Here is a 20744-nt window from a genome sequence, read left to right as displayed (position 1 = left end):
TTTCGCCGGGTGGCGAAAGGTGGTGCGGGGCATGGGGTGGTGGCTGCTCGACGCGGACACGCTGGCGCGCAGCCGGTTCGTGATCTCTCCTCTCGCCGAGACCTTCGCCTGCCTGAAGCTGCTGCACGCCGCCACGCCCGCGCACCCCGGCGAACGGGAGTGGCTGCACGCCCATCTCCCCGCGTATCAGGCCCGGTTGGCGCAGGACCCCGTCACCGCGCGCCTGATCCGCGCCGGGCTCGGCCGCGCCTGGATCGCCGACTTCCTCACCCCCACCCCCCGCGACGGCGAGACCTTCGCCGAGGAGGTGGACCGGGTACGGACCGCCCGCCCCGCCGACGCCCGCGCCCACCTGCTGCTCTCCCTCGCCGGCCCGCTGCCCGCCGTTCTGGAGCGGGACGACCTGCCCGAGCGGGCGGCCGTGCTGCTGGAGTGGGTGTGGGAGGAGACGGTACGGCCGTACTGGGAGCGGCGCAGGCGCGTCCTGGAGGCGGACGTGCTGGCGCGGACCGCGCGGATGGGGCGCGACGGCTGGGCCGGTGTGCTGGACTCGCTGCGGCCGGGGACGCGGTGGCTCGGGGAGAGCCGGTTCCAGGTCAACGCCCGGGCTTACCCGCCCCGCGAGATCTCCGGTGCCGAACTCCTCCTCGTCCCGGTGACCCCGCAGCGGCAGGGCTGGGTGGCGTGGGAGGGGCGGGAGCGGTACGCGGTGATCTACCCCTGCGCCGGTGCCCTCGCCGGACAGCCCGAGCGTCCGGTGCCCGCGAGCCTGGGCGCGCTGCTGGGCCCGGCCCGCGCGAGCGTGCTCACCCTGCTGGAGTCCCCCTTGAGCACCACCCAGCTCACCGCCCTGACCGGCCAGACCCTCGGCTCGGTCGGCCGCCATCTGAAGGTGCTGCGCGAGTCCGGCCTGATCACCCGCCGCCGCGCGGGCCGCTCGGTGCTGTACTCGCGCACGGCGGCTGGGGAGGTACTGGTGGAGGCGGGGCGGGCGGGGCCTAGGCTGCCCGCATGACCAGCGACCACAACACCTCTTCCCCCCTCGCCGTCGAGATCGGTGCCCTCCAGGGCGGTTCCGCCGAGCTGCCCCGGTACGCCGGCCAGGCCGTGCTCGTCGTGAACGTGGCCTCCAAGTGCGGGCTGACCCCGCAGTACACGGGCCTGGAGCGGCTCCAGGAGCGGTTCGGCGGGCGCGGCTTCACCGTGCTCGGCGTGCCGTGCAACCAGTTCATGGGCCAGGAGCCCGGCTCCGCCGACGAGATCGCGGAGTTCTGCTCGGCGACGTACGGCGTGACCTTCCCGCTCACCGAGAAGGTCGACGTCAACGGCGACACCCGCCACCCCCTCTACGACCGCCTCACCGGCTTCGCCGACGCCGAGGGCCACACCGGCGACATCCGCTGGAACTTCGAGAAGTTCCTGATCGGCCGCGACGGCCAGGTCGTCGCCCGCTTCGCCCCGCAGACCGAGCCGGAGTCGGCGGAGGTCGTCGCCGCGATCGAGGCCCAGCTCGGTTGACCTTGCCCCTGGGGCAGACCCGAGCGTCCCTGGCACCGGGCGGAGCGGCCGCCCGGTGACGGAGGAAGGCCCCATGGAAGCCGAACCCCTGCTGTCCATCGGCGCGTTCGCCGCCCGGTCCCGGCTCTCGCCCAAGGCGCTGCGCCTGTACGACCGCCTCGGCCTGCTCACCCCGGCCGAGGTGGACGGGGCCAGCGGCTACCGGTACTACCGGGCCGATCAGGTGGAGCGCGCCCGACTGGTGGCCCTGCTGCGGCAGTTGGACATGCCGCTGGCGCGGATCGCCGAGGTGGTCGGCGCTCGGGGCAGCGCGGCGGCCGGGCTGCTGGACGCCTACTGGGCGGACGTGGAGGCCCGGATCGCCGGGCAGCGCACCCTCGCCGCCTACCTCCGTGGACGACTGTCGGGAAGGACTTCCGAGATGGACGAGATGTTCGCGGTGGACGTGGTGGAGGTGCCGGAGCAGGTGGTGCTCACCGAGTCCCGGCACACCCTGGCCGACGAGCTGCCCACCTGGATCGGCGCCTCGCTGGACCGGCTGGAGACGGCCGCGCGGGAGTGCGGTGGCGTGGCCGGGGCGCCGTACGTCGTCTACCACGCCGAGGTGTCGATGGAGAGCGACGGTCCGGCCGAGTCGTGCGTACCGGTGGCCGACGAGGCGGCGGCGCGGGCGTGGGCCGCGCGGCACGGCGGGCCGCGGGCGGCCGGGGTGCGGGTGGAGCCCGCGGGGCGGCTGGCGCGGACCCGGATCACCAAGGCGCAGGTGGCGCATCCGCAGATCCTGGCCGCCTTCGAGGCGGTGGAGCGGTGGGTGGCCGCCGAGGGACTGACGGTGGCCGGTCCCTGCCGCGAGGTGTACTTCGCGGACTGGGCGGCGGCCGGTCCCGGTGACCCGGTGTGCGACGTGTCGCTGCCCGTGCGCTGACGTGACGAAGCCCCCTCGGCAAGGACGGCGGGCCGGCCGAGAGGGCTCCGGGGTGGTGCGTGTGCTGTGGGCGAAGCATTGGTCAGGTGCTTCTACGCGGTGGGACCGGGGACGGTCCCCTACGCCTTGACCGAGGCGACGAAGGCGTTCCACGCGGTGGCGGGGAAGGCCAGGACGGGGCCCGCGAGGTCCTTGGAGTCGCGTACGGCGAGTTCGGCGGCGGTCGGCGACTTGACCTCGACGCAGGCGCCGTTGCCCGCGGAATAGGAGGACTTCATCCACGTCTCCGTCGCGCCCTGAATCAGTGCCATGTCCACTCCTGTTGCGAGTTGCGGTGGTGCGGTTCGCGCCAACCCATACGAGCGATTGGCGTGATCGACGCTACCGGTCAACCCCCTTGCCCGCAGCGGCCGTTCACTCAAGCGGGTGGCATATTCCAAGCGAGCCGTCATGCGAGTGGGGCGACGGTGTACGATCCCTCGCCCCACGTATCACAGCCCTGCCGGAGCGGCTGCCGAGTCCCTACTGGGCGAACCTCTTCGCCGCGTCCTGGATGAACCGCTGGGACTGCTCCACCGGGAGCGCCTGGGCACGCAGGTGCTCGTACATCACGGCGTACTGCTGCACGTCCGGCCCCTTCTCCAGGTAGAGGTCGCTGGTGACGCCCTCCAGGTAGACCACGCTGGAGTCGGCCGCGTCGGCGAACTCCAGGATGGCGTACTGGCCGTTGAGCCCCGGATGCGCGCCGACCTCGAAGGGCAGCACCTGCACGGTGACGTGGGGGAGGTTGGACAGCTCGATCAGGTGCTCCAACTGCTCGCGCATGATGAGCTTGCTGCCGACCACCCGGTGCAGCGCGGCCTCGTCCAGCACCACCCACAGGCGCAGCGGGTTGCTCTCGTCGGTGACCCGCTCCTGCCTGCGCATCCGGACCTTGACGCGCTTGTCGATCTCGGCGGTCGAGGTCTCCGGCAGCGCGCCCCGCACCAGCGCCTCCGCGTACGCGTGGGTCTGCAACAGACCGGTCACCAACTGGGGTTCGTACACGCGCAGCGACTGCGCGGCCGACTCCAGGCCGATGTACACGCTGTACGGGATGTCGCCGAACGTGTGCCACCAGCCCTGCTGGCGGGAGTCGCGGGCCATCTCCATCAGTGAGTCGACCACCCTCTGATCCTCGACCTCGTAGACCCCGCACAGATCGCGGACGTCGCGCTGGCTGATGCTGCGGCGGCCGTTCTCCAGCCTGCTGATCTTCGACTGCGACACCAGCAGGCGGTCGGCGACCTCTTCGGCCGTCATGCCCTTGAGCTCACGGAGCTTGCGCAGCTCCTGGCCCAGCCGGCGCCGCCTGACGGTGGGATTGACATTGGACGCCACGGGACGCGCACCTCCGGCTGGCTGCCTGTATCTGACACTTTGTGTATCTGCTGTTGAGCAGACTGCCACCAAGGGGGTTTCTACCGCTGGGAAACGTCGGATATGCGGCGCCTGCCCGGCAGTTCGGGGTACGGACCGGCCGACGGCCTGGTATTGGGGTGAAGCGGCGGAGCGGGGCGGGGGGACTCTGTCGGTCCCCCCGCCCCGCTCTTCAACTCAGCCGTCGCCGACCGGGGTTGTGCCCGGCCGGGCCGTTCAGTGTGCCGCCGCGCGGGCCATCGTGCCGTGGTGCGGCTGCATCGGGACCCCGCGCGCGGGTTCCCCGGTCGCCCTGGCTCCCGGTCCGGCCGGCCGGCCGGCCGGAGCCTGGCCGCGCCTCGGCTGGGCGCCCACGCCGTTCTGCACGTCCATCACGGCGTGCGCGACCAGGCCGCCCATCGGGTCGTGCCGGATCAGGTCCCTGAGCCGGGAGCGGGACGAGCGTCCCTCGTTCCCCGGGTACAGGTGCTTGCCCAGGCCGACCGCGTGGGCCAGCGCGGCCAGCGCGGCGGTCCGTGGGTCCGGTGGTACGCCGGTGCGGATCGCGGAGTCGAGCCTTCCGCGGATCTCCCGGCTGATGGTGGTGTCCGTCGCCTGGTACCGCGTGGTCGGCAGCACGCCGCACATCTGGCCCGGTACGGCGGCCACCATGCCGCACCTTTCCAGGTGCGACAGATAGGTCTGGCGCAGGCCCAGCCGGGGCCCGCCTATCCAATGGACGGCCCGTACCGGAGCGCCGCGCCTTCGCAGCAGCTCCAACGCGCAGTCCAGAGTCGGATCTCCTGTCGGCCGTGGCACCACCACGGCGATACGATCCCCGTCTGGGGCTATCCGTCCGGCCAGCGCCAGCTCCACTAGCTGCGCACCGGCCAGACCGAGGTCGAGCGACTGCGGCTGCGCAGTGGTACCCGTGGCCGGGTCCAGTGCGAGCATCAGAAGCTCTTCCGGAAGTGTTCTGCGGCTCCTGCCCATCCATGCCTCCCCGCGTGGATGAATGACAGGGTGACGCCTCTCACATTCATCTGTCGAGAGCGCGTGCCGGGTTCGTGGGGGAACCGGCAGGTATGTCGTTCTCGTCTCCCACTACGGGCGTACCCCCACACAGGACACTGGTACATGGTTCGGACAGGGCGCGCGAGAGCGCGTGCGGCGCATCAAGGAGGCATCGGTGGCGGGCGAGTCCCCCGACAGGTCGAAGCAGCACGAAGACTCCGTCGGTTCAGCGGGTTCCGTGGCGGACGAGGAACTCCGCGAGGCGGTCTCGGCGTGGGTCCGGCCTCCCTCCGGGGGCCCGGCGAAGACCAAGTCGGCCGCTGCCGGGGCGGGTTCTGCCGACAGGGGGAAGGTTTCCGCAGGTTCCGACACCTCCGAGGCCGCCGCCACCACCGAACGTGACGCCACGCCCAGCAACTCCCCCGGACCCGGCTCCGCGAAGGGGACGAAGGGCGCCGACGCGTCCGGCTCCGCCGAGGGGGCGGGGAAGAAGGCGTCTGGCTCCGCCGAGGGGGCGCAGAAGGGCGAGGCGGCCGGCTCCGCCGAGGGCGCGAAGGACAGCGCGTCCGGCTCGGCCGAGGGCGGGAAGGAAAGCACGTCCGGCTCCGCCGAGGGGGCGGAGGAGGACAGCGCGTCCGGCTCCGCCGAGGGCGCCTCTTCCGGCGACGCCGAGGGCTCTGCGGCCCCGGCCGCGAAGGGGGGTGCCGAGGGCTTGGGCACGGGTGCCTCCCTCCCGACGGCTGCGGACGGTACGGAAGCCGCCGGGAAGGCCGCCTCCGGCTCTGCCGACGACTCCGGGACGGGCACCGGCAGTTCGGTCGCCGTGGGCACCGAGACGGATGCCTCCGCACCCGCCGCCAAGGGCGCGGATGCGGCCGTCGATGCGGGCGCCGCGAAGGGCGACGCCGAGTCGGCCGACGAGGACGACACCGAGGGCGCCGGGAAGGCCGCCTCCGGCTCTGCCGACGACTCCCGGACGGGCACCGGCAGTTCGGCTGCCGCGAGCTCCGAGACGGATGCCTCCGCACCCGCCGCCAAGGGCGCGGGTACGGCCGTCGCTACGGGCGCCCCGAAGGGCGACGTCCAGTCGGCCGACCAGGACGACACCGAGGACGCCGGGAAGGCCGCCTCCGGCTCTGCCGACGACTCCGGGAAGGCCACCGGCAGTTCGGCTGCCGCGGGGTCCGAGACGGATGCCTCCGCACCCGCCGCCAAGGGTGCCTCCAAGTCCGGCGCCAAGGGCGCGGGTGCGGGCGCCGCGAAGGGCGACGCCGAGTCGGCCGACGAGGACGACACCGAGGACACCGGGAAGGCCGCCTCCGGCTCCGGGACGGGCAGCGGTACTCCGGCTGCCGAGGGCGACGATGACGCCCCCGCGCCGGCCGCCGAGGGCACCCCCCGCTCTGCGAAGGACACCGGGGACACCTCCAGCGCCGCCGAGGGCATCACCGGCTCCGCCAAGGGCACCCCGGCCGCCGGCGCTCCCCAGAGCGACTCCGAGTTCGCCGCCAAGGGCACCCCTGGCTCGGCCAAGGACGACGAGAGCACGTCCCGCTCCGTCGGGGACGCCCCGGCCGCAGACACCGACAGCGCCGCCAACGGCGCGGGCGACGCGGCCGTCCCGGACGCCAAGAGCGCCCCTGGCTCGGTCGAGGACACTCCCGGCTCCGCCAAGGCCGACAGGGCTGTTAAGGACGACTCCAAGTCCGGTGCCAAGGGCGCGGGTACGGCCGTCGCTGCGGGCGCCGCCGTCGCGGCCGCGAAGGGCGACGCCCAGTCGGACGACGGCGACGACGCCTCGGCGCCGACCGCCAAGGGCACCGCCGTCACGACCCCCAACGGCACCGCCAGCTCCGCCGACGACTCCGGGACGGACACTGGCATCCCGGCCCCGAAGGGCACCGCCGGCTCCGTCCCCAAGGGCACCTCCAGCCCCGCCAAGGACGCCGAGGGCAAGTCCGAGGGCATCACCGGCTCCGCTGAGGAGGACTCCGAGTCCGGTGCCAAGGGTGCGGGTAAGGACGCCGAAGGCACCGCAGGTGCCGGCAAGGGCGCCGCCCTGCCCGCGCCCCGGGGTGATGCCAAGGCCCCCGGTAAGGCCGTGGACACCCCCACCACCGCGCTCAAGTCGCCCGCGGCCAGGAAGCCGCAGGTGGATCAGCCGACGACCATGCTCAAGGTCGGGGGGAAGGCGAAGCCGGCTCCCGCGGAGCAGGAAGCCGAGCGGACCAGCAAGTTCGTCGCGTTGAAGCCCGACCTCAAGGGGCCCTCGCCCCGCGTGGAGGAGACTCGGGCCGTGCCGCAGGTCGGGCCGGAGCGGACGACGCAGCAGCCCTTGCCGCCGAAGCCGCCGCTGGACCTGCTGGCGGAGCTGACGAACACCCCGCCCCCGCCGGAGACCCCGGTGCGCACGCTGGTGCGGCGGGTGAAGATCTGGACGCCGCTGGTGATCCTGCTGGTGGTGATCCTGGGCGTGGTCCAGGCGATGCGCCCTCTGCCGCAGCCCACGCTCGCGCTGACCGCGAAGGACAGCTACACCTTCGAGGGCGGCAAGCCGGACATCCCGTGGCCCACGGACGGACAGGCCGCGCTGGACGTACAGGGCATCGGCTCGTTCGGCTCGTCCGGTTCGGGCAAGCCCGTGCCGATCGCGAGCGTGGCGAAGGTGATGACCGCGTACCTGATCCTGCGCGACCACCCGCTGAAGAGCGGCGCCCCGGGCCCGGAGATCCCGATCGACAAGACGGCGCAGGCGCAGTCGAAGGCGGGCCAGGAGTCCACCGTCGACGTCACGGAGGGTGACAAGATCACCCAGCGGGAGGCGCTGGAGGGCGTGCTGATCGCGTCCGCGAACAACGTGGCCCGTCTCCTCGCCCGCTGGGACGCCGGCTCGGAGAAGGCGTTCGTGGCGAAGATGAACGCCGCCGCCAAGGGCCTCGGCATGAGCGGGACGACGTACACCGACCCCTCGGGTCTGACGAACTCCACCGTCAGCACGGCCGTGGACCAGGTGAGGCTGGCCAAGGCGGCGATGACGCAGCCCGCGTTCCGCGAGGTCGCGGCGATGATGTCGTACACCGACTACAAGGGCACGTACCACTCCAACTGGAACCAGCTCGTCGGGCACAACAACGTCGTCGGCATCAAGACCGGCACCACCACCTCCGCGCTCGGCAACCTGGTGTTCGCCGCGAAGCAGGACGTCGGCGGCGAGACCCGGATGATCATCGGCGCGGTGCTGCGGCAGCCGCCGAGCAAGCGGGACAACAGCATCCTCAGCGCCGCCATGGACAGCAGCGACGCGCTGATCCGGGCCGCGCAGGGCGCGCTGAAGGACGAGACGGTGCTGAAGAAGGGCACGGTCGTCGGGTACGTGGACGACGGCTTGGGCGGCCAGACGCCGGTCGAGGTCACCGAGGACGTGAAGGCGGCCGGCTGGGCGGGCCTGAAGGTCAAGCTCTCCTTCACGTCGGGCACGATCCCGCACACCGCGAAGGCCGGTACCGAGGTCGGCTCGCTGACCGTGGGCGACGGCTCGTCGGCCGGTGCCGTGAAGGTGCCGGTGGCGCTCCGCGCGGACCTGGCCGAACCGGGCCTCGGAGCCAAGCTGACCCGCATCGGCTGACCCCCGCGCGGGCCCCCGCGCCACCCGCTGTTTCCGCACCCCGTCGTCCGCCCTCCCGCCTCGGGAGCCGGTCGGCGGGGTGCGTGCTAGCGTCACGAATCGGGGCAGGTCACCGAGGACCCGCGCCGGGCCGCGCAGGGGCCGAGAACGGAAAGACGGGACACGGGGAGTGCCTGACGTGGCGACAACCGAGCCGAAGCGCGCCGAGAACGCCGAGCCGGACCCGGCGTCCGGCCCCCGGATACCCGGCCGGCCCGCGACGAGCCGCGAGGGCACGACGGGCCCCCTTGACACTCTGCACACTCTGCGCGCCCTCGCGCGCAAGCACCCCGTGCTGTCGGTGACCCTGCTCGCGGGTGTCCTGCACATCATCTGGTTCTTCACGTTCGCCAACAGCGGCGGCGACCTCGCGGCGCAGGACGCGTGGGCGGAGTTCGTCGGCCGGCACCCGGACTCGGCGTACAACCTCGCCTGGTACGGCGGCATGCACCCGGTGTCCTACAGCGTGGTCTCGCCCTATCTGATGTCCGTGCTCGGGGTGCGGACCACGATGATGATCGCCGGTACCGGCTCGGCGGCCCTGCTGACCATGGTCCTGGTGCGCAGCCGGGCGGTGCGCAATCCGCTGTGGGCCGCGCTGGCCGGGGTGTTCGCGCTGCTGGGGAACGCGGTCTCGGGCCGGGTGACGTTCGGGCTCGGCACGCTGTTCGCGCTGGGCGCGGTCGCGGCGGTGTTCTGCTGGCCGTACGAGGGCCGGTACGAGCGCTGGGCCAAGCCGATGGCCGCGGCGCCGCTCGCGGCCCTGGCGGGCATCCTGGCGCTGCTCGGCGGGGCGGTGTCCGGCTGGGTGATGTACGGGCTCGCGGCGCTGTTCGCGGCGGGCGCGGTGGCGGTGGTGTGCTGCTGGCCGTACCGGGGGCGGTACAAGCGGTGGGCGAAGGCGCTGGCGGCGGCTCCGCTGGCCGCGCTGGCCACGATGGCGTCGCCGGTGGCGGGGCTGTTCGTGGGGCTGGTCGCGGTCGCGCTGTTCCTCCAGAAGCGGCGGCCGGGCGCGTACGCGCTGGGGGTGGCGCCGACGGTGGTGGTGGCCGCGTCGGCGTGGCTGTTCCCGTTCTCCGGGACGCAGCCGATGACGTTCGGCTCGGTGGTGATGCCGCTGCTGTACGGGCTGCTGTGCCTGTTCCTGGTGCCCAAGGAGTGGGTCACCGTGCGGCTCACGGCGGGTGTGTACAGCCTGAGCGTGGTCCTGGTGTGGCTGATCAGTTCACAGATCGGCTCGAACATCTCGCGGCTGCCGATGCTGTTCGCGGGGGTGGCCCTGGTGGCCGCGCTGCCGTTCACGGCTCCGCGCTCGCGCCGGTGGTACGTGACGGTGCTGGCGCTCGCCGGGTTCGTCGGGTGGATCGGCTTCAAGTCGGTGGACGACGCGATTCACACGACCCCGGCCGCGTCCTGGGCGCGTGAGCTGGCGCCGCTGGTGCACCAGTTGCAGCGGGTGGACGCGGAGAAGGGCCGGGTGGAGGTGATCCCGGCGCGCTCGCACCGGGAGGCGTCCGCCCTGGCGCCGTACGTGAACCTGGCGCGCGGCTGGAACCGGCAGGCCGACATGGAGCGCAACCCGCTCTTCTACGACGACACGCTCAACTCGGCGAACTACCACGAGTGGCTCCAGCGGTGGGCTGTGCGGTACGTGGTGCTGCCGAGGGTGGACGACCCGGACGGGGACGGCGGGCTGCGCGAGCGGGAGCTGGTGCTGCGCGGGATGCCGTACCTGGACCGGATCTGGAGCGACTCCAACTGGCAGCTCTACCGGGTGACCGACCCGGCGCCGCTGGCCGAGCCGAACGCGGTGGTGCGGCGGGCGGAGCAGGGCGAGATGACGCTGGACGTGCGGGAGCCGGGGCGGATTCTGGTGCGGGTGCCGTACTCGCCGTGGCTGAGCGTGGTGGACGAGCACGGCAAGAGCCTGGCTCCGCCGCAGGAGACCGAGGAGTCGAAGCGGCGGCCGGAGGGGTCCCCGAAGTCGTTCGTGAACGTCAACGGGTGCCTCAAGGAGACCCCGGTGGACGCGGCGGGCGACCGGTGGACGGTGCTGCTGGCGCCGAGGGCGGGGACGTACCACCTGGCGGCGCCGTACCAACTGCCGCGCGGGACGCACTGCCCGGACGAGCTGAAGTGACGGAGACGAGCGTCACGGGTCAGGCGCGGGGGTAGCGGGCCAGCCAGCCCGGGGCGGAGCCCGCTGGGCTGTGCAGGGCGGGGCCCTGGGTCATTTCCAGGGCGAAGTCGTCGGCGAGTTCGAGGATGGTGGGGCGGCCCTCCAGGTCGGGGAGCCAGGCCGGGGGGAGGGCGGTTTCGCCGTGCAGGGCGCCCAGGAGGCCGCCTGTCAGGGTGCCGGCGGCGGCCGAGGGGCCCGGCTGGTTGACCGCGAGGCAGAGGCCGTGGCGGACGTCCTCGCCCACCAGGGCGCAGTAGACCGCGGCGGAGAGCAGGCCGTCCGCCATGCCCTCGCCCGCCAGTTCCGCCACGCGCGCCGGGCTGGGGAGGCCCTGGCGTACCGCGCCGAGGGCGCGTTGGAGGGCGGTCGTGACGGGCTCGTGGCCGGGGCGGGCGGACAGGAGGGCTAGGGTGCTCTGCACGGCGCCGTCCAGGCTCTCGCCGCGCGCGAGGGCGTGCACGATGACCGCGTACGCGCCCGCCGAGAGGACCGCCACCGGGTGGCCGTGGGTCTGGGCGGCGCACTCCAGCGCGAGTTGGACGACGAGCTGCGGCTCCCAGCCGACCAGCAGGCCGAAGGGCGCGGAGCGGGCGACGGCCTCGGGGCCCGCCTCGCCGGGGTTCTTGGGGCGTTCCAGCGTGCCCATCACGTCGTTGCCGAGCCCCAGCAGCAGGGCCCGGGTGGGGCCCCGGCGGGCGTACAGCCACTCCTCGCGGGCGAGCCAGCCGTCCTCCGCCCGGCGCTCGTCCGGGCCCCAGTCCCGCTGGGTGGCCGCCCAGCGCAGGTACGCCCGGTGCAGGTCGGTCGGCGGGTGCCAGGCGCCGGTGTCGCGGCGGACCTGGGCGCGGATCAGGCCGTCCACGGTGAAGAGGGTGAGCTGGGTGTGGTGCGAGACGGTGCCGCGTCTGCCCTGGCCGGGCGCGAGGTCGGTCAGGCCCTCGGGGCCGTGCGCGCTGCGGATCGCGTCCAGGTCCAGCGAGTCGACCGGTGCGCCGAGGGCGTCGCCGATCGCGGCGCCCAGCAGGGTGCCCCGTACGCGGCCCCGGAAGTCCTGCTGTTCCGCACGGCCCCAGACGGCGCCGCTCGTCGCACCCACCCAGACCTCCTCGCGCCACCGTCCGCCCGTACGCCGGTCAGCACTGTAATGGACCCGGAACGGTCCGATCAGGGACCTGATCGGTCTCCGCCGAACCCATACCGGCCAGGAACGGACGCTTCAGCTCCGCCCACACGGTCTTGGCCCCGGCGGGCGCGTCGACCACGCCCCACTGGTGCGCGTACGCGGCGACGATGCGCAACCCCCGCCCGTGGTCGGTCAGTTCGGTCGTCTCCTCCGGCAGCCGCGGCCTCCGTTCACCCCGCGCGTCGGTCACCTCGACACGGAGCGTGCCGTCGTCCCGCCGCAGCAGCTCCAGCCGGAAGTCCCGCCCGCTCACCCGGCCGTGCAGCACGGCGTTGGCCGCCAGCTCGGCCACGACCTGCGTCGCCGCCTCGAACGGCATGCCCCACTCGTCCAGTTGGCGCTCGGTCAGCAACCGGGCGAGCCGGGCACCTCTCCGCGTCGCGGACAACTGGATACGCAGCCGTGATTTCTCATTCATGTCACCCAGCGTGGCCGCCTGTCCCTACTCTGAACAGCGACGACCACGGTACGCAGGGTGACTGTACGGGTGGCCGGAGCAGCGGTACGGCTGGTACGAGGGAAAGGGGCGCCGGTGGAGGACGAGGAGGCCGAGGCCGTACTCAGGGCGGTCGGCCGGCAGATCAAGGCGTGGCGGGAAGCGGCGGGTCTCCGCCAGGTGGAGCTGGGCGCCGCCATCGGGTACGGGGAGGAGATGGTGTCCTCCGTGGAGCGGGGGCGCCGGGTCCCCAAGCCGGACTTCCTGGACCGCACGGACGAGGTCGTGGGGGCGGGCGGCAAGGTGTCCGCGATGAAGGCGGACGTGGAGAGGGCTCGGTATCCGAAGAAGGTCCGGGACCTCGCCAATTTGGAGAGGGACACGACAGAGCTAGGCGCCTATGCCGCCCTCCATGTGCATGGGCTCCTCCAAACTCCCGAGTACGCCCACGCCTTGTACGCCATGCGGCGACCCTCTTACACGGAGGAGGAGATCGAACGCCTCGTGGCCGCGCGCATGGCGCGCAAGTCCGTCTTCGACCGCGTCCCGTTCGCACAGATCACGTTCGTGCAGGAAGAGGCGACGCTTCTTCGACCGATCGGCGGCAAACTGGTCTTGCGGAAGCAACTGGAACACCTCGTCGAGATGGCCAAGTTGCGGCACGTTGAGATCCAGGTGATGCCCACTGCGTGCGAGGAACACGCGGGAATGATGGGCTCGATCCAGGTGCTGAAGCTCCGGGACGGCAAGACGCTTGCGCACACCGAGGGGCAGTTGTACAGCCGCGTGATCAGCGACCCGAGGGAAGCCCAGGTCATGGAGATGCGCTATGGAATGATCCGAACGCAAGCGCTCACGCCCCCGGCGTCACTGGCCCTCATCAAGGAAGTACTGAAATGCGAGACATGAACGGCCTGGAGTGGTTCAAGAGCAGCTACAGCGGCAACGACGGCCCCGAATGCGTGGAAGTCGCCCTCACCCCCGACCACATCCACATCCGGGACTCCAAGACCACCGACGGCGACCAACTGACCGTCTCCACGGACACCTGGACCTCCTTCCTCAGCTACGCAGTGCCCCGCGTCTGAAAGGCGTTCCTCCTCGGCGTGGGTCGGGAAGTATTCGGGTCATGACCATGACCGAATCTGCGGCCCCCGCCGACTCCACCCGCGCCGCCCGGACGGGACTGACGCTCGCCGCCACCGTCCTCACCGGCGTGCTCGCGCTGTACATCGCCCTCGTCGCCGTAGGCAACATCACCGACTTCGGGACGAACCAGCAGTACGTGCGGCACGTCCTGGCGATGGACACCACGTTCAAGGACGACCACCTGATGTGGCGGGCTATCACCAGTACCGCGCTCCAGGACACCGCCTACGTGGCGATCATCGCGTGGGAGACGGCGGCGGCAGCGGTGCTCGTGTGGGGCACCTGGCTGTGGGCCCGGCGGGACAACGCCCGCGCGCGCCGCTTCTCCACGTACGGCCTGCTGATGCTGATCCTGCTCTTCGGCGCCGGCTTCATCGCCATCGGCGGCGAGTGGTTCGCCATGTGGCAGTCCAAGACCTGGAACGGCGTGGACGCGGCGACCCGCGTCTTCCTGCTCAGCGGAGTGGCCCTGATCATCAACCACTTGCCGGCCCGCGACGAGCGGTAGCCGTCCGGCTATTCGACGACCGACACCCTCGTCCCCAGATCCCCGAAGGACCACAGCGCGGCTCCGTCCTCCTTGTGGAGGCGGATGCCGCCGGTCTGGGCTCCGTTCGCGGGTGGAGGCGAGGAGCCGTCGAGGGCGTTGGAGAAGCCTATGTTCACGCCGGAGACGGCCGTGAAGTACATGATGTGCTCCACCGGCACTCCGTCCGAACCGGTCGTGGCTTCGGTCCGCTTGATGACCGAGTACCGGCCCGGCTGCGGGTCCAGCGTCCCCGGCCACACCGTGAACGTCTTCGCGGGCGCCCCCGTCGCGTCCACCAGCCACACCCGGTGTGCCCTCACCGAATACACGATCCGCCGCCCCACCCCCGACGCCTCCGGCAGGGCCGGCGGGCCGGAGGGGGTCGGGGTGATGGAGGGGGTCGGGGAGGCGGAGGCCGTCGGGCGGGTGTGGGCCGCCGGGGCCGTGGGGCGCGGGCCGTGGTCGGCCTGGACGGCGAGGGCGACGACGGCGGCGGTCGCCGCGACCGTCAGTCCGGAGACCCAGGCCCACGAGGGCAGTAGGGCAGCCACGGGTACGCATCTCCTCCGCTGTGGGACCCCCTTCTCAGATCCGGGGTCGGATCATCGTACTCAGTCCACGAGGGGCAGCAGATCCGGCAGGTGCCCGTCCGAGGCGCGGGCCGCCGAGACCCGCTCCTCGGACACCTCGCCGTACAGCGTGGTCCTCGGCTTCGCCGGCCGCCCGGCCGCCTCCGCGACCGCCTCCAGGTCCCGTACGGACTTGTACGAGCCGTACGACGAGCCCGCCATCCGGGAGATCGTCTCCTCCATCAGCGTGCCGCCCAGGTCGTTCGCGCCGGAGCGCAGCATCTCGGCCGCGCCCTCCGTGCCGAGCTTGACCCAGCTCGTCTGGATGTTGGGGATCAGCCCGTGGAGCAGGAGCCTCGCCATCGCCGTCACCGCTCGGTTGTCCCGCATGGAAGGGCCCGGGCGCGCGATACCCGCCAAGTACACCGGCGCGTTGGTGTGGATGAAGGGCAGGGTCACGAACTCCGTGAATCCGCCCGTCCGTTCCTGGATTCCGGCCAGCGTGCGCAGGTGGCCGAGCCAGTGCCGGGGCTGGTCGACATGGCCGTACATCATCGTGGACGAGGAGCGGAGGCCCAGTTCGTGGGCGGTGGTGATGACCTCGGTCCAGGTGGCCGTGGGCAGCTTGCCCTTCGTCAGCACCCAGCGGACCTCGTCGTCCAGGATCTCCGCCGCCGTGCCGGGGATGGAGTCGAGCCCGGCCTCCTTGGCCGCCGTCAGCCACTCCCGGATGGACATGCCCGTACGGGTCGCCCCGTTGACGACCTCCATCGGGGAGAAGGCGTGGACGTGCATGCCGGGCACCCGCTCCTTCACCGCCCGCGCGATGTCGAAGTACGCCGTGCCGGGCAGGTCCGGGTGGATGCCGCCCTGCATGCAGACCTCCACCGCGCCCACCTCCCAGGCCTGCTGGGCCCGGTCCGCTACCTGGTCCAGGGAGAGGGTGTAGGCGTCGGCGTCGGTGCGCCGCTGGGCGAAGGCGCAGAAACGGCAGCCGGTGTAGCAGACGTTGGTGAAGTTGATGTTGCGCGTGACGATGTACGTCACGTCGTCCCCGACCACCGACTTGCGTACGTCGTCAGCCACTTGGCACAGCGCGTCCAGTGCACGACCGTCCGCGTGGAGAAGCGCCAGGGCCTCGGCATCCGTCAGCTTCGTCGGGTCGTCGGCGGCCGTGCGCAGGGCCTCGCGGACGTCGGTGTCGATGCGCTCGGGGACCATGCCGGGGGCGGCGGCCTCGCGCAGCTCGGCCCAGTCGCCGTACACCTCGTCGAAGTCGTCGCGCCGGTCGGAGGTGCGGCCCTCGGTGTCGATGGAGGCGTGCAGGTCGGTGCGTCCGGTGGCGGTGAAGACCTCCTCCGGCTCCTGCCAGGGCAGGCCCTCAGGGAGTACGCCGGGCCGGGCGAGGCCGGTCTCCGGGTCGGCCAGGGCGGCGACGTGCGGGCGCAGCCGGGGGTCCAGCCAGGGTTCACCCCTACGGACGAACTCCGGGTACACGCAGAGCCGTTCCCGCAGCTCGAAGCCCGCCGCACGGGAGCGCTCGGTCAGCTCCTCGATCTGCGGCCAGGGGCGCTCGGGGTTGACGTGGTCGATGGTGAGCGGCGAGACCCCGCCCCAGTCGTCGATCCCGGCGCCGATCAGCCGCTCGTACTCGCTGTCCACGAGGTTGGGCGGGGCCTGGAGGCAGGCGGCCGGGCCCATGATGTGCCGGGCGACGGCGACGGTGGCGATCAGCTCGTCCAGCTCGGCGTCCGGCATGCCGCGCATCGCGGTGTCGGGCTTGGCGCGGAAGTTCTGGATGATCAGCTCCTGGACGCCGTGGTAGGCGCGGGAGACCTTGCGCAGCGCGAACAGGGACTCCGCGCGCTCCTCGTAGGTCTCCCCGATGCCGATCAGCAGGCCGGAGGTGAAGGGGACGGAAGAGCGTCCGGCGTCCTCCAGCACCCGCAGCCTTACGGCGGGTTCCTTGTCCGGGGAGCCGTGGTGCGGGCCGCCCGGCTCGGACCAGAGGCGCTCGGCGGTGGTCTCCAGCATCATGCCCATGCTCGGCGCGACCGGCTTGAGCCGCTGGAAGTCGGTCCAGCTCATGACGCCGGGGTTGAGGTGGGGCAGCAGACCGGTCTCCTCCAGGATGCGGATGGAGATGGCGCGTACGTAGGCGATCGTGTCGTCGTAGCCGTGCGCGTCGAGCCATTCGCGCGCCTCGGGCCAGCGGTCCTCGGGCTTGTCGCCGAGCGTGATGAGGGCTTCCTTGCAGCCGAGCGCGGCACCCTTGCGGGCGATGTCCAGCACCTCGTCCGGCGACATGAACATCCCGTGGCCCGCGCGGCGCAGCTTGCCGGGGACGGTGACGAAGGTGCAGTAGTGGCACTTGTCGCGGCACAGCCGGGTCAGCGGGATGAAGACGCTTTTGGAGTACGTGATGACTCCGGGTCGCCCCGCCGCGTCGAGTCCCGCGTCCCGTACCCGTGCCGCGGAAGCGGTGAGGTCCTCGAGGGCCTCGCCGCGGGCCTGGAGCAGCACCGCCGCCTCGGAGACGTCGAGGGCGACACCGTCACGGGCACGTTTGAGGGCGCGACGCATGGAGTTCTCGGTGGGGCCGGTTCCGGGGGTCGCGGAAGTCGTCATTCCCAGAGCATACGTTCGGCGTGATCCACAGCTACGGGTGCTTTTCGGGCGGGCTCGGCGGTGTCATCACGCGCCGTCACAGCGCCAAGGATGGCACCACGTGACGCCACTCGGTGCCATGTGGTGCCAATAGGGGTTGCCATGGCGCCACAATGGTGCCAAGCTAACGCCATGGACCTCACCCCGTATGTCGACACCCTCCGCCGCGAACTCGCGGTGGCCGCCGAGGCCGGCGGCGAGGAGGCGCGCGAGCTGGCCGAGCGGCTCACCGCCCCCCTGGAGTCGGCGACCCGCCTGACCATGCTCCACGTGCTCTCCGCCGCGATGGACGAGATCACCCGCGAGCTGGCCCCCGGCTCGGTCGACGTACGGCTGCGGGGACTGGACCCCGAGTTCGTGGTCACCGCGTCCCCGGCCGAGTCCGCTCCGGCGGAAGCGGCCGAGGTCGCGCCCCAGCCGGTCCCCGAGGCCGACGAGGGCGGCACGGCCCGCGTCAACCTCCGGCTCCCGGCGCACCTCAAGGCGCGCGCCGAGGAGGCGGCGGGCCGCGAGGGCCTGTCGGTCAACGCCTGGCTGGTACGCGCCGTCTCGGCGGCGGTCGACGGCGGCGGCCGGCCACCGCGCCCGGCGGAGAAGACCCGCACGATCGGCCAGAGCTTCACGGGCTGGGTGCGCTAGCCGCACCCGCGCCACCGCTCCACTTCTCACCCACCTTCACGTCTCCCACCTGCGGAGACGACCTGACGAGCCAAGAGGACGGGACAGCCATGCCTTCTTTCGACACCCCTCAGCCCATCGCGGTCACCGCGCACATCGGCGCCGGTTCCCTCCGCTTCGCCGCGGGCGACCGTACGGACACCGTGGTCGAGGTCGCGCCCCGCGACCCCAAGCGGGACAAGGACGTACGAGCCGCCGAGCAGACCGACGTCGGCTTCGCCTCCGGCGCCCTGACCGTCCGGACGCGGGAGCGGCTGCTCATCGGCCCCTCCGGCCTGGTGGACGTGACGGTCCACCTGCCCGCCGGCTCCTCCGCCGAGGTCACCGGCTCCTGGACCCAGGTGCTCGGCGAGGGCCGCCTCGGCGAGGTCCGGGTGAAGACCTCCACCGGCGATGTCCGCCTGGACGCCACCGGCCCGCTGAAGCTGACCGTGTCGCACGGCTCGGTCACGGTGGACCGGGTCGAGGGCTCCGCCGAGATCACCTCCAGCAGCGGCAACATCCGCGTCGGCACCGTCGACGGCCCGGCCGTGCTGAAGAACACCAACGGCACCACGGTCCTGGCCGCCGTCACCGGCGACCTGCGCGTCAGCGGCGCCAACGGCGGCATCGACATCGGCCGCACCGAGGCGTCCGTCACCGGCACCACGACCAACGGCCCCCTGCGCGTCGCCGAAGTCGCGCGCGGAGAAGTCCAGTTGGAGACGTCCAACGGCTCCATCGAGATCGGCGTCCGCGAGGGCACCGCCGCCTGGCTCGACGTCAGCTCCACCCACGGCCAGGTGCGCAACGCGCTCGCCTCCGCCGGGGCGCCGGAGCACACCGAGGACACCGTCAAGATCCACGCCCGCACCAACTGGGGCAACATCGACATCCTGCGCGCCCGCGCCTGAGCGACCCCCTTCACCTCACTCCCGCCCTCAGGAGGGCCCCATGCCTGCATCTGTCATGCCCACGCCGAGAACAGCCACCGACGACCAGTCCCCCGCCGTCTCCGTCACCGGCCTGCGCAAGTCGTACGGCGACAAGACCGTGCTGGACGGCATCGACCTGAACATCCCCGCCGGGACCGTGTTCGCCCTGCTCGGGCCGAACGGCGCGGGCAAGACCACCACCGTCCAGATCCTCTCCACCCTCGTCGCCCCCGACGGCGGCGAGGCCCGGATCGCGGGCCACGACATCACCACCGCACCGGACGGCGTGCGCTCCGCGATCGGTGTCACCGGCCAGTTCGCCGCGCTGGACGACCTGCTCACCGCCGAGGAGAACCTCCTCCTCATGGCCGACCTGCTCCGCCTCGGCAAGCGCGAAGGCCGGGCCCGGACAAGGGAGTTGCTGGAGCGGTTCGACATCGCGGACGTGGCGGACAAGCGGGCCGCGACCTTCTCCGGCGGCATGCGGCGCCGGCTCGACCTCGCCATGACCCTGGTCGGCGACCCGCAGGTGATCTTCCTGGACGAGCCGACGACCGGGCTCGACCCGCGCAGCCGCCGCACCATGTGGGACACCGTCCGCATGCTGGTCGCGGGCGGCACCACGGTCTTCCTCACCACCCAGTACCTGGAGGAGGCCGACCAGTTGGCCGACCGGATCGCCGTCCTGGACGGCGGCCGGATCGTCGCCGAGGGCACCGCCGACGAGCTGAAGGCCCGCATCCCCGGCGCCCACGTCCGGCTGCGGTTCACCGGCCCCGACGAGTACGAGCGCGCGGCGGCGGCCTTCCCCGGCGCCGCGCGGGACGACGAGAACCTCGCCCTCCGGGTGGCCGGCGACGGCGGCCTGGACGCCCTGCGCGCCCTGCTCGACCGGCTCGACGCGGCCGGGGTGCGGGCGGCCGGGTTCTCCGTCCACACCCCCGACCTGGACGACGTGTTCCTCGCGCTCACCGGCCAGGGCACCACCGGCACCCCGCTCCACGTCAGCGCCGACAACACCGCCAAGGAGACCCAGCGATGAGCACCCTCACCTACGCCGTGCAGGACTCGATGACGATGCTGCGGCGCAACGTCAAGCACGCCGTCCGCTATCCGGCCGTCTCGCTCGGCAGTTCGATGCTGCCGATCCTGATGCTGCTGCTGTTCGTGTACGCCTTCGGCGGCGCGATCGGCGGCGGCATGGGCGGCGGCCGGGACGCCTACCTGGAGTACCTGGTCCCCGGTGTCGTCGTGATGGGCGTGGCGGCGGGGGCCATGTCGACCTCGATCGCGGTCTGTTCGGACATGACCGAGGGCATCATCAACCGCTTCCGGACCATGAACATCACTCGCTCGTCCTTCATGACCGGCCATGTCATCGGCAGCGTCCTCCAGACCATGGTCAGCCTGGTCCTGGTGATCGGGGTGGCGCTGGCCCTCGGGTTCCGGCCGGACGCGAGCCCGCTGGAGTGGCTGGCGGCGGCCGGGTTCCTCGCGGCCATCGCATTCGCGGTGACCTGGCTGTCGGTGGCGCTCGGGCTGATCTCCAAGACGGTGGAGTCCGCCAGCAACAAGCCGCTGCTGGTGCAGTTCCTGCCCTTCCTGGGCTCCGCGTTCGTGCCGGCCCAGTCGATGTCGCCGGGACTGCGCTGGTTCGCCGAGCACCAGCCCTTCACCCCGATGATCGAGACGCTGCGCGGTCTGCTGACCGGCTCGGCGATCGGGAACGACGGCTGGATCTCGCTCGCCTGGTGTGCGGGGATCGCCCTGGTCGGCTACCTCTGGTCCCGCTCGCTGTTCAACAGCACGACCAAGCGCTGAGCGGGAGCCGGAGCCGGGGAAAAACCCGGAGAGTGTAAAAACTCTGTGGAGTCCCCCGCGCCGCCTTGTGATCGGCGTCTCGCACGGCTGACGCAAGTGG

19 protein-coding genes are annotated in these 20744 nt (G+C 72.2%); 12 read left to right on the top strand and 7 right to left on the bottom strand.

Translation table 11 applies throughout. The annotated features are described in order from the left end of the window. Positions 1–31 precede the first annotated feature (31 nt). The 3 genes from ACZ3HQ_RS17080 (at position 32) to ACZ3HQ_RS17070 (ending at position 2443) form a co-directional block, all read left to right on the top strand. Positions 32–1015, top strand: coding sequence for an ArsR/SmtB family transcription factor (locus ACZ3HQ_RS17080; RefSeq protein WP_467511652.1), 984 nt, complete (start codon positions 32–34; stop codon positions 1013–1015). After that, positions 1012–1518, top strand: a complete 507-nt coding sequence (locus ACZ3HQ_RS17075) for a glutathione peroxidase (RefSeq protein ID WP_467511650.1) — start codon at positions 1012–1014, stop codon at positions 1516–1518. The genes ACZ3HQ_RS17080 and ACZ3HQ_RS17075 overlap by 4 nt, the downstream gene beginning before the upstream one ends. A 73-nt stretch (positions 1519–1591) precedes the next feature. After that, positions 1592–2443, top strand: a complete 852-nt coding sequence (locus ACZ3HQ_RS17070; protein ID WP_467511648.1) for a MerR family transcriptional regulator — start codon at positions 1592–1594, stop codon at positions 2441–2443. 119 nt (positions 2444–2562) lie between these two features. Here ACZ3HQ_RS17070 and ACZ3HQ_RS17065 read toward each other — a convergent pair whose 3' ends face one another. From ACZ3HQ_RS17065 to ACZ3HQ_RS17055, 3 genes are all read right to left on the bottom strand, one after another. Further along, positions 2563–2754, bottom strand: coding sequence for a DUF397 domain-containing protein (locus ACZ3HQ_RS17065; protein ID WP_467511646.1), 192 nt, complete (start codon positions 2752–2754; stop codon positions 2563–2565). Between the two features lie 211 nt (positions 2755–2965). Then, positions 2966–3823, bottom strand: coding sequence for a helix-turn-helix domain-containing protein (locus tag ACZ3HQ_RS17060; RefSeq protein WP_467511644.1), 858 nt, complete (start codon positions 3821–3823; stop codon positions 2966–2968). A 255-nt stretch (positions 3824–4078) separates the two neighbouring features. Beyond that, positions 4079–4834 (bottom strand): GOLPH3/VPS74 family protein, encoded by a 756-nt coding sequence (locus ACZ3HQ_RS17055; RefSeq protein ID WP_135791882.1) that lies wholly within the window; start codon positions 4832–4834, stop codon positions 4079–4081. Between the two features lie 196 nt (positions 4835–5030). Here ACZ3HQ_RS17055 and ACZ3HQ_RS17050 point away from each other — a divergent pair, with 196 nt between their 5' ends. Next, positions 5031–8480: a D-alanyl-D-alanine carboxypeptidase gene (locus ACZ3HQ_RS17050; RefSeq protein ID WP_467511642.1), complete on the top strand. Its 3450-nt coding sequence runs from the start codon at positions 5031–5033 to the stop codon at positions 8478–8480. Between the two features lie 295 nt (positions 8481–8775). Next, the gene (locus ACZ3HQ_RS17045) at positions 8776–10659 is read left to right on the top strand and encodes an MFS transporter (protein ID WP_467512018.1); all 1884 of its coding nucleotides are present in this window, start codon (positions 8776–8778) and stop codon (positions 10657–10659) included. A gap of 19 nt (positions 10660–10678) precedes the next feature. On the opposite strand, the gene ACZ3HQ_RS17040 is transcribed toward ACZ3HQ_RS17045, so the two are convergent. Next, the gene (locus ACZ3HQ_RS17040; RefSeq protein ID WP_467511640.1) at positions 10679–11794 is read right to left on the bottom strand and encodes an ADP-ribosylglycohydrolase family protein; all 1116 of its coding nucleotides are present in this window, start codon (positions 11792–11794) and stop codon (positions 10679–10681) included. Positions 11795–11831: 37 nt separating this feature from the next. Next, positions 11832–12299 (bottom strand): ATP-binding protein, encoded by a 468-nt coding sequence (locus tag ACZ3HQ_RS17035; protein ID WP_467511638.1) that lies wholly within the window; start codon positions 12297–12299, stop codon positions 11832–11834. 114 nt (positions 12300–12413) lie between these two features. On the opposite strand from ACZ3HQ_RS17035, the gene ACZ3HQ_RS17030 reads away from it, so the two are divergent. From ACZ3HQ_RS17030 to ACZ3HQ_RS17020, 3 genes are read left to right on the top strand one after another with little or no spacing between them, the layout of a single operon-like run. Further along, on the top strand, positions 12414–13226 hold the full coding sequence (locus tag ACZ3HQ_RS17030) for a helix-turn-helix domain-containing protein (protein WP_467511636.1): 813 nt from the start codon (positions 12414–12416) through the stop codon (positions 13224–13226). Then, positions 13214–13405: a DUF397 domain-containing protein gene (locus tag ACZ3HQ_RS17025; protein WP_467511634.1), complete on the top strand. Its 192-nt coding sequence runs from the start codon at positions 13214–13216 to the stop codon at positions 13403–13405. The genes ACZ3HQ_RS17030 and ACZ3HQ_RS17025 overlap by 13 nt, the downstream gene beginning before the upstream one ends. Before the next feature lie 47 nt (positions 13406–13452). Further along, a complete protein-coding gene (locus tag ACZ3HQ_RS17020) occupies positions 13453–13974 on the top strand; it encodes a DUF2165 domain-containing protein (protein ID WP_467511632.1) in 522 nt (173 codons plus the stop codon). Between the two features lie 8 nt (positions 13975–13982). Here the strand turns inward: ACZ3HQ_RS17020 and ACZ3HQ_RS17015 are convergent, their stop codons facing one another. Both ACZ3HQ_RS17015 and ACZ3HQ_RS17010 read right to left on the bottom strand, forming a co-directional pair. Then, on the bottom strand, positions 13983–14546 hold the full coding sequence (locus ACZ3HQ_RS17015) for a L,D-transpeptidase (RefSeq protein ID WP_467511630.1): 564 nt from the start codon (positions 14544–14546) through the stop codon (positions 13983–13985). 60 nt (positions 14547–14606) lie between these two features. After that, positions 14607–17192, bottom strand: a complete 2586-nt coding sequence (locus tag ACZ3HQ_RS17010; RefSeq protein ID WP_467511628.1) for a bifunctional FO biosynthesis protein CofGH — start codon at positions 17190–17192, stop codon at positions 14607–14609. A 171-nt stretch (positions 17193–17363) separates the two neighbouring features. Here ACZ3HQ_RS17010 and ACZ3HQ_RS17005 point away from each other — a divergent pair, with 171 nt between their 5' ends. The 4 genes from ACZ3HQ_RS17005 (at position 17364) to ACZ3HQ_RS16990 (ending at position 20644) form a co-directional block, all read left to right on the top strand. Next, positions 17364–17870 carry a toxin-antitoxin system HicB family antitoxin gene (locus tag ACZ3HQ_RS17005; RefSeq protein WP_467511626.1) on the top strand — a complete coding sequence of 169 codons (507 nt, stop codon included), beginning with the start codon at positions 17364–17366 and terminating at the stop codon, positions 17868–17870. 89 nt (positions 17871–17959) lie between these two features. Next, entirely contained in the window at positions 17960–18802 is an 843-nt protein-coding gene (locus ACZ3HQ_RS17000; RefSeq protein ID WP_467511624.1) for a DUF4097 family beta strand repeat-containing protein, read from the top strand. A gap of 40 nt (positions 18803–18842) precedes the next feature. Beyond that, positions 18843–19865, top strand: a complete 1023-nt coding sequence (locus ACZ3HQ_RS16995; protein WP_467511622.1) for an ATP-binding cassette domain-containing protein — start codon at positions 18843–18845, stop codon at positions 19863–19865. After that, a complete protein-coding gene (locus tag ACZ3HQ_RS16990) occupies positions 19862–20644 on the top strand; it encodes an ABC transporter permease (RefSeq protein WP_350904272.1) in 783 nt (260 codons plus the stop codon). Before ACZ3HQ_RS16995 ends, ACZ3HQ_RS16990 begins: the two co-directional genes overlap by 4 nt. Positions 20645–20744 lie beyond the last annotated feature (100 nt).

This window comes from Streptomyces sp. NPDC018263, from assembly GCF_055562575.1.
This window is presented reverse-complemented; position numbering and strand designations above follow the sequence as displayed.

What these genes read in the sequence shown, in the direction of transcription:
- ACZ3HQ_RS17055 (WP_135791882.1), bottom strand. Translation starts at nt 4,834, where the DNA reads ATGGGCAGGAGCCGCAGAACACTTCCGGAAGAGCTTCTGATGCTCGCA.
- ACZ3HQ_RS17010 (WP_467511628.1), bottom strand. Translation starts at nt 17,192, where the DNA reads ATGACGACTTCCGCGACCCCCGGAACCGGCCCCACCGAGAACTCCATG.
- ACZ3HQ_RS17080 (WP_467511652.1), top strand. Translation starts at nt 32, where the DNA reads ATGGGGTGGTGGCTGCTCGACGCGGACACGCTGGCGCGCAGCCGGTTC.
- ACZ3HQ_RS17005 (WP_467511626.1), top strand. Translation starts at nt 17,364, where the DNA reads ATGGACCTCACCCCGTATGTCGACACCCTCCGCCGCGAACTCGCGGTG.
- ACZ3HQ_RS16995 (WP_467511622.1), top strand. Translation starts at nt 18,843, where the DNA reads ATGCCTGCATCTGTCATGCCCACGCCGAGAACAGCCACCGACGACCAG.
- ACZ3HQ_RS17075 (WP_467511650.1), top strand. Translation starts at nt 1,012, where the DNA reads ATGACCAGCGACCACAACACCTCTTCCCCCCTCGCCGTCGAGATCGGT.
- ACZ3HQ_RS16990 (WP_350904272.1), top strand. Translation starts at nt 19,862, where the DNA reads ATGAGCACCCTCACCTACGCCGTGCAGGACTCGATGACGATGCTGCGG.
- ACZ3HQ_RS17065 (WP_467511646.1), bottom strand. Translation starts at nt 2,754, where the DNA reads ATGGCACTGATTCAGGGCGCGACGGAGACGTGGATGAAGTCCTCCTAT.
- ACZ3HQ_RS17020 (WP_467511632.1), top strand. Translation starts at nt 13,453, where the DNA reads ATGACCGAATCTGCGGCCCCCGCCGACTCCACCCGCGCCGCCCGGACG.
- ACZ3HQ_RS17000 (WP_467511624.1), top strand. Translation starts at nt 17,960, where the DNA reads ATGCCTTCTTTCGACACCCCTCAGCCCATCGCGGTCACCGCGCACATC.
- ACZ3HQ_RS17070 (WP_467511648.1), top strand. Translation starts at nt 1,592, where the DNA reads ATGGAAGCCGAACCCCTGCTGTCCATCGGCGCGTTCGCCGCCCGGTCC.
- ACZ3HQ_RS17025 (WP_467511634.1), top strand. Translation starts at nt 13,214, where the DNA reads ATGCGAGACATGAACGGCCTGGAGTGGTTCAAGAGCAGCTACAGCGGC.
- ACZ3HQ_RS17035 (WP_467511638.1), bottom strand. Translation starts at nt 12,299, where the DNA reads ATGAATGAGAAATCACGGCTGCGTATCCAGTTGTCCGCGACGCGGAGA.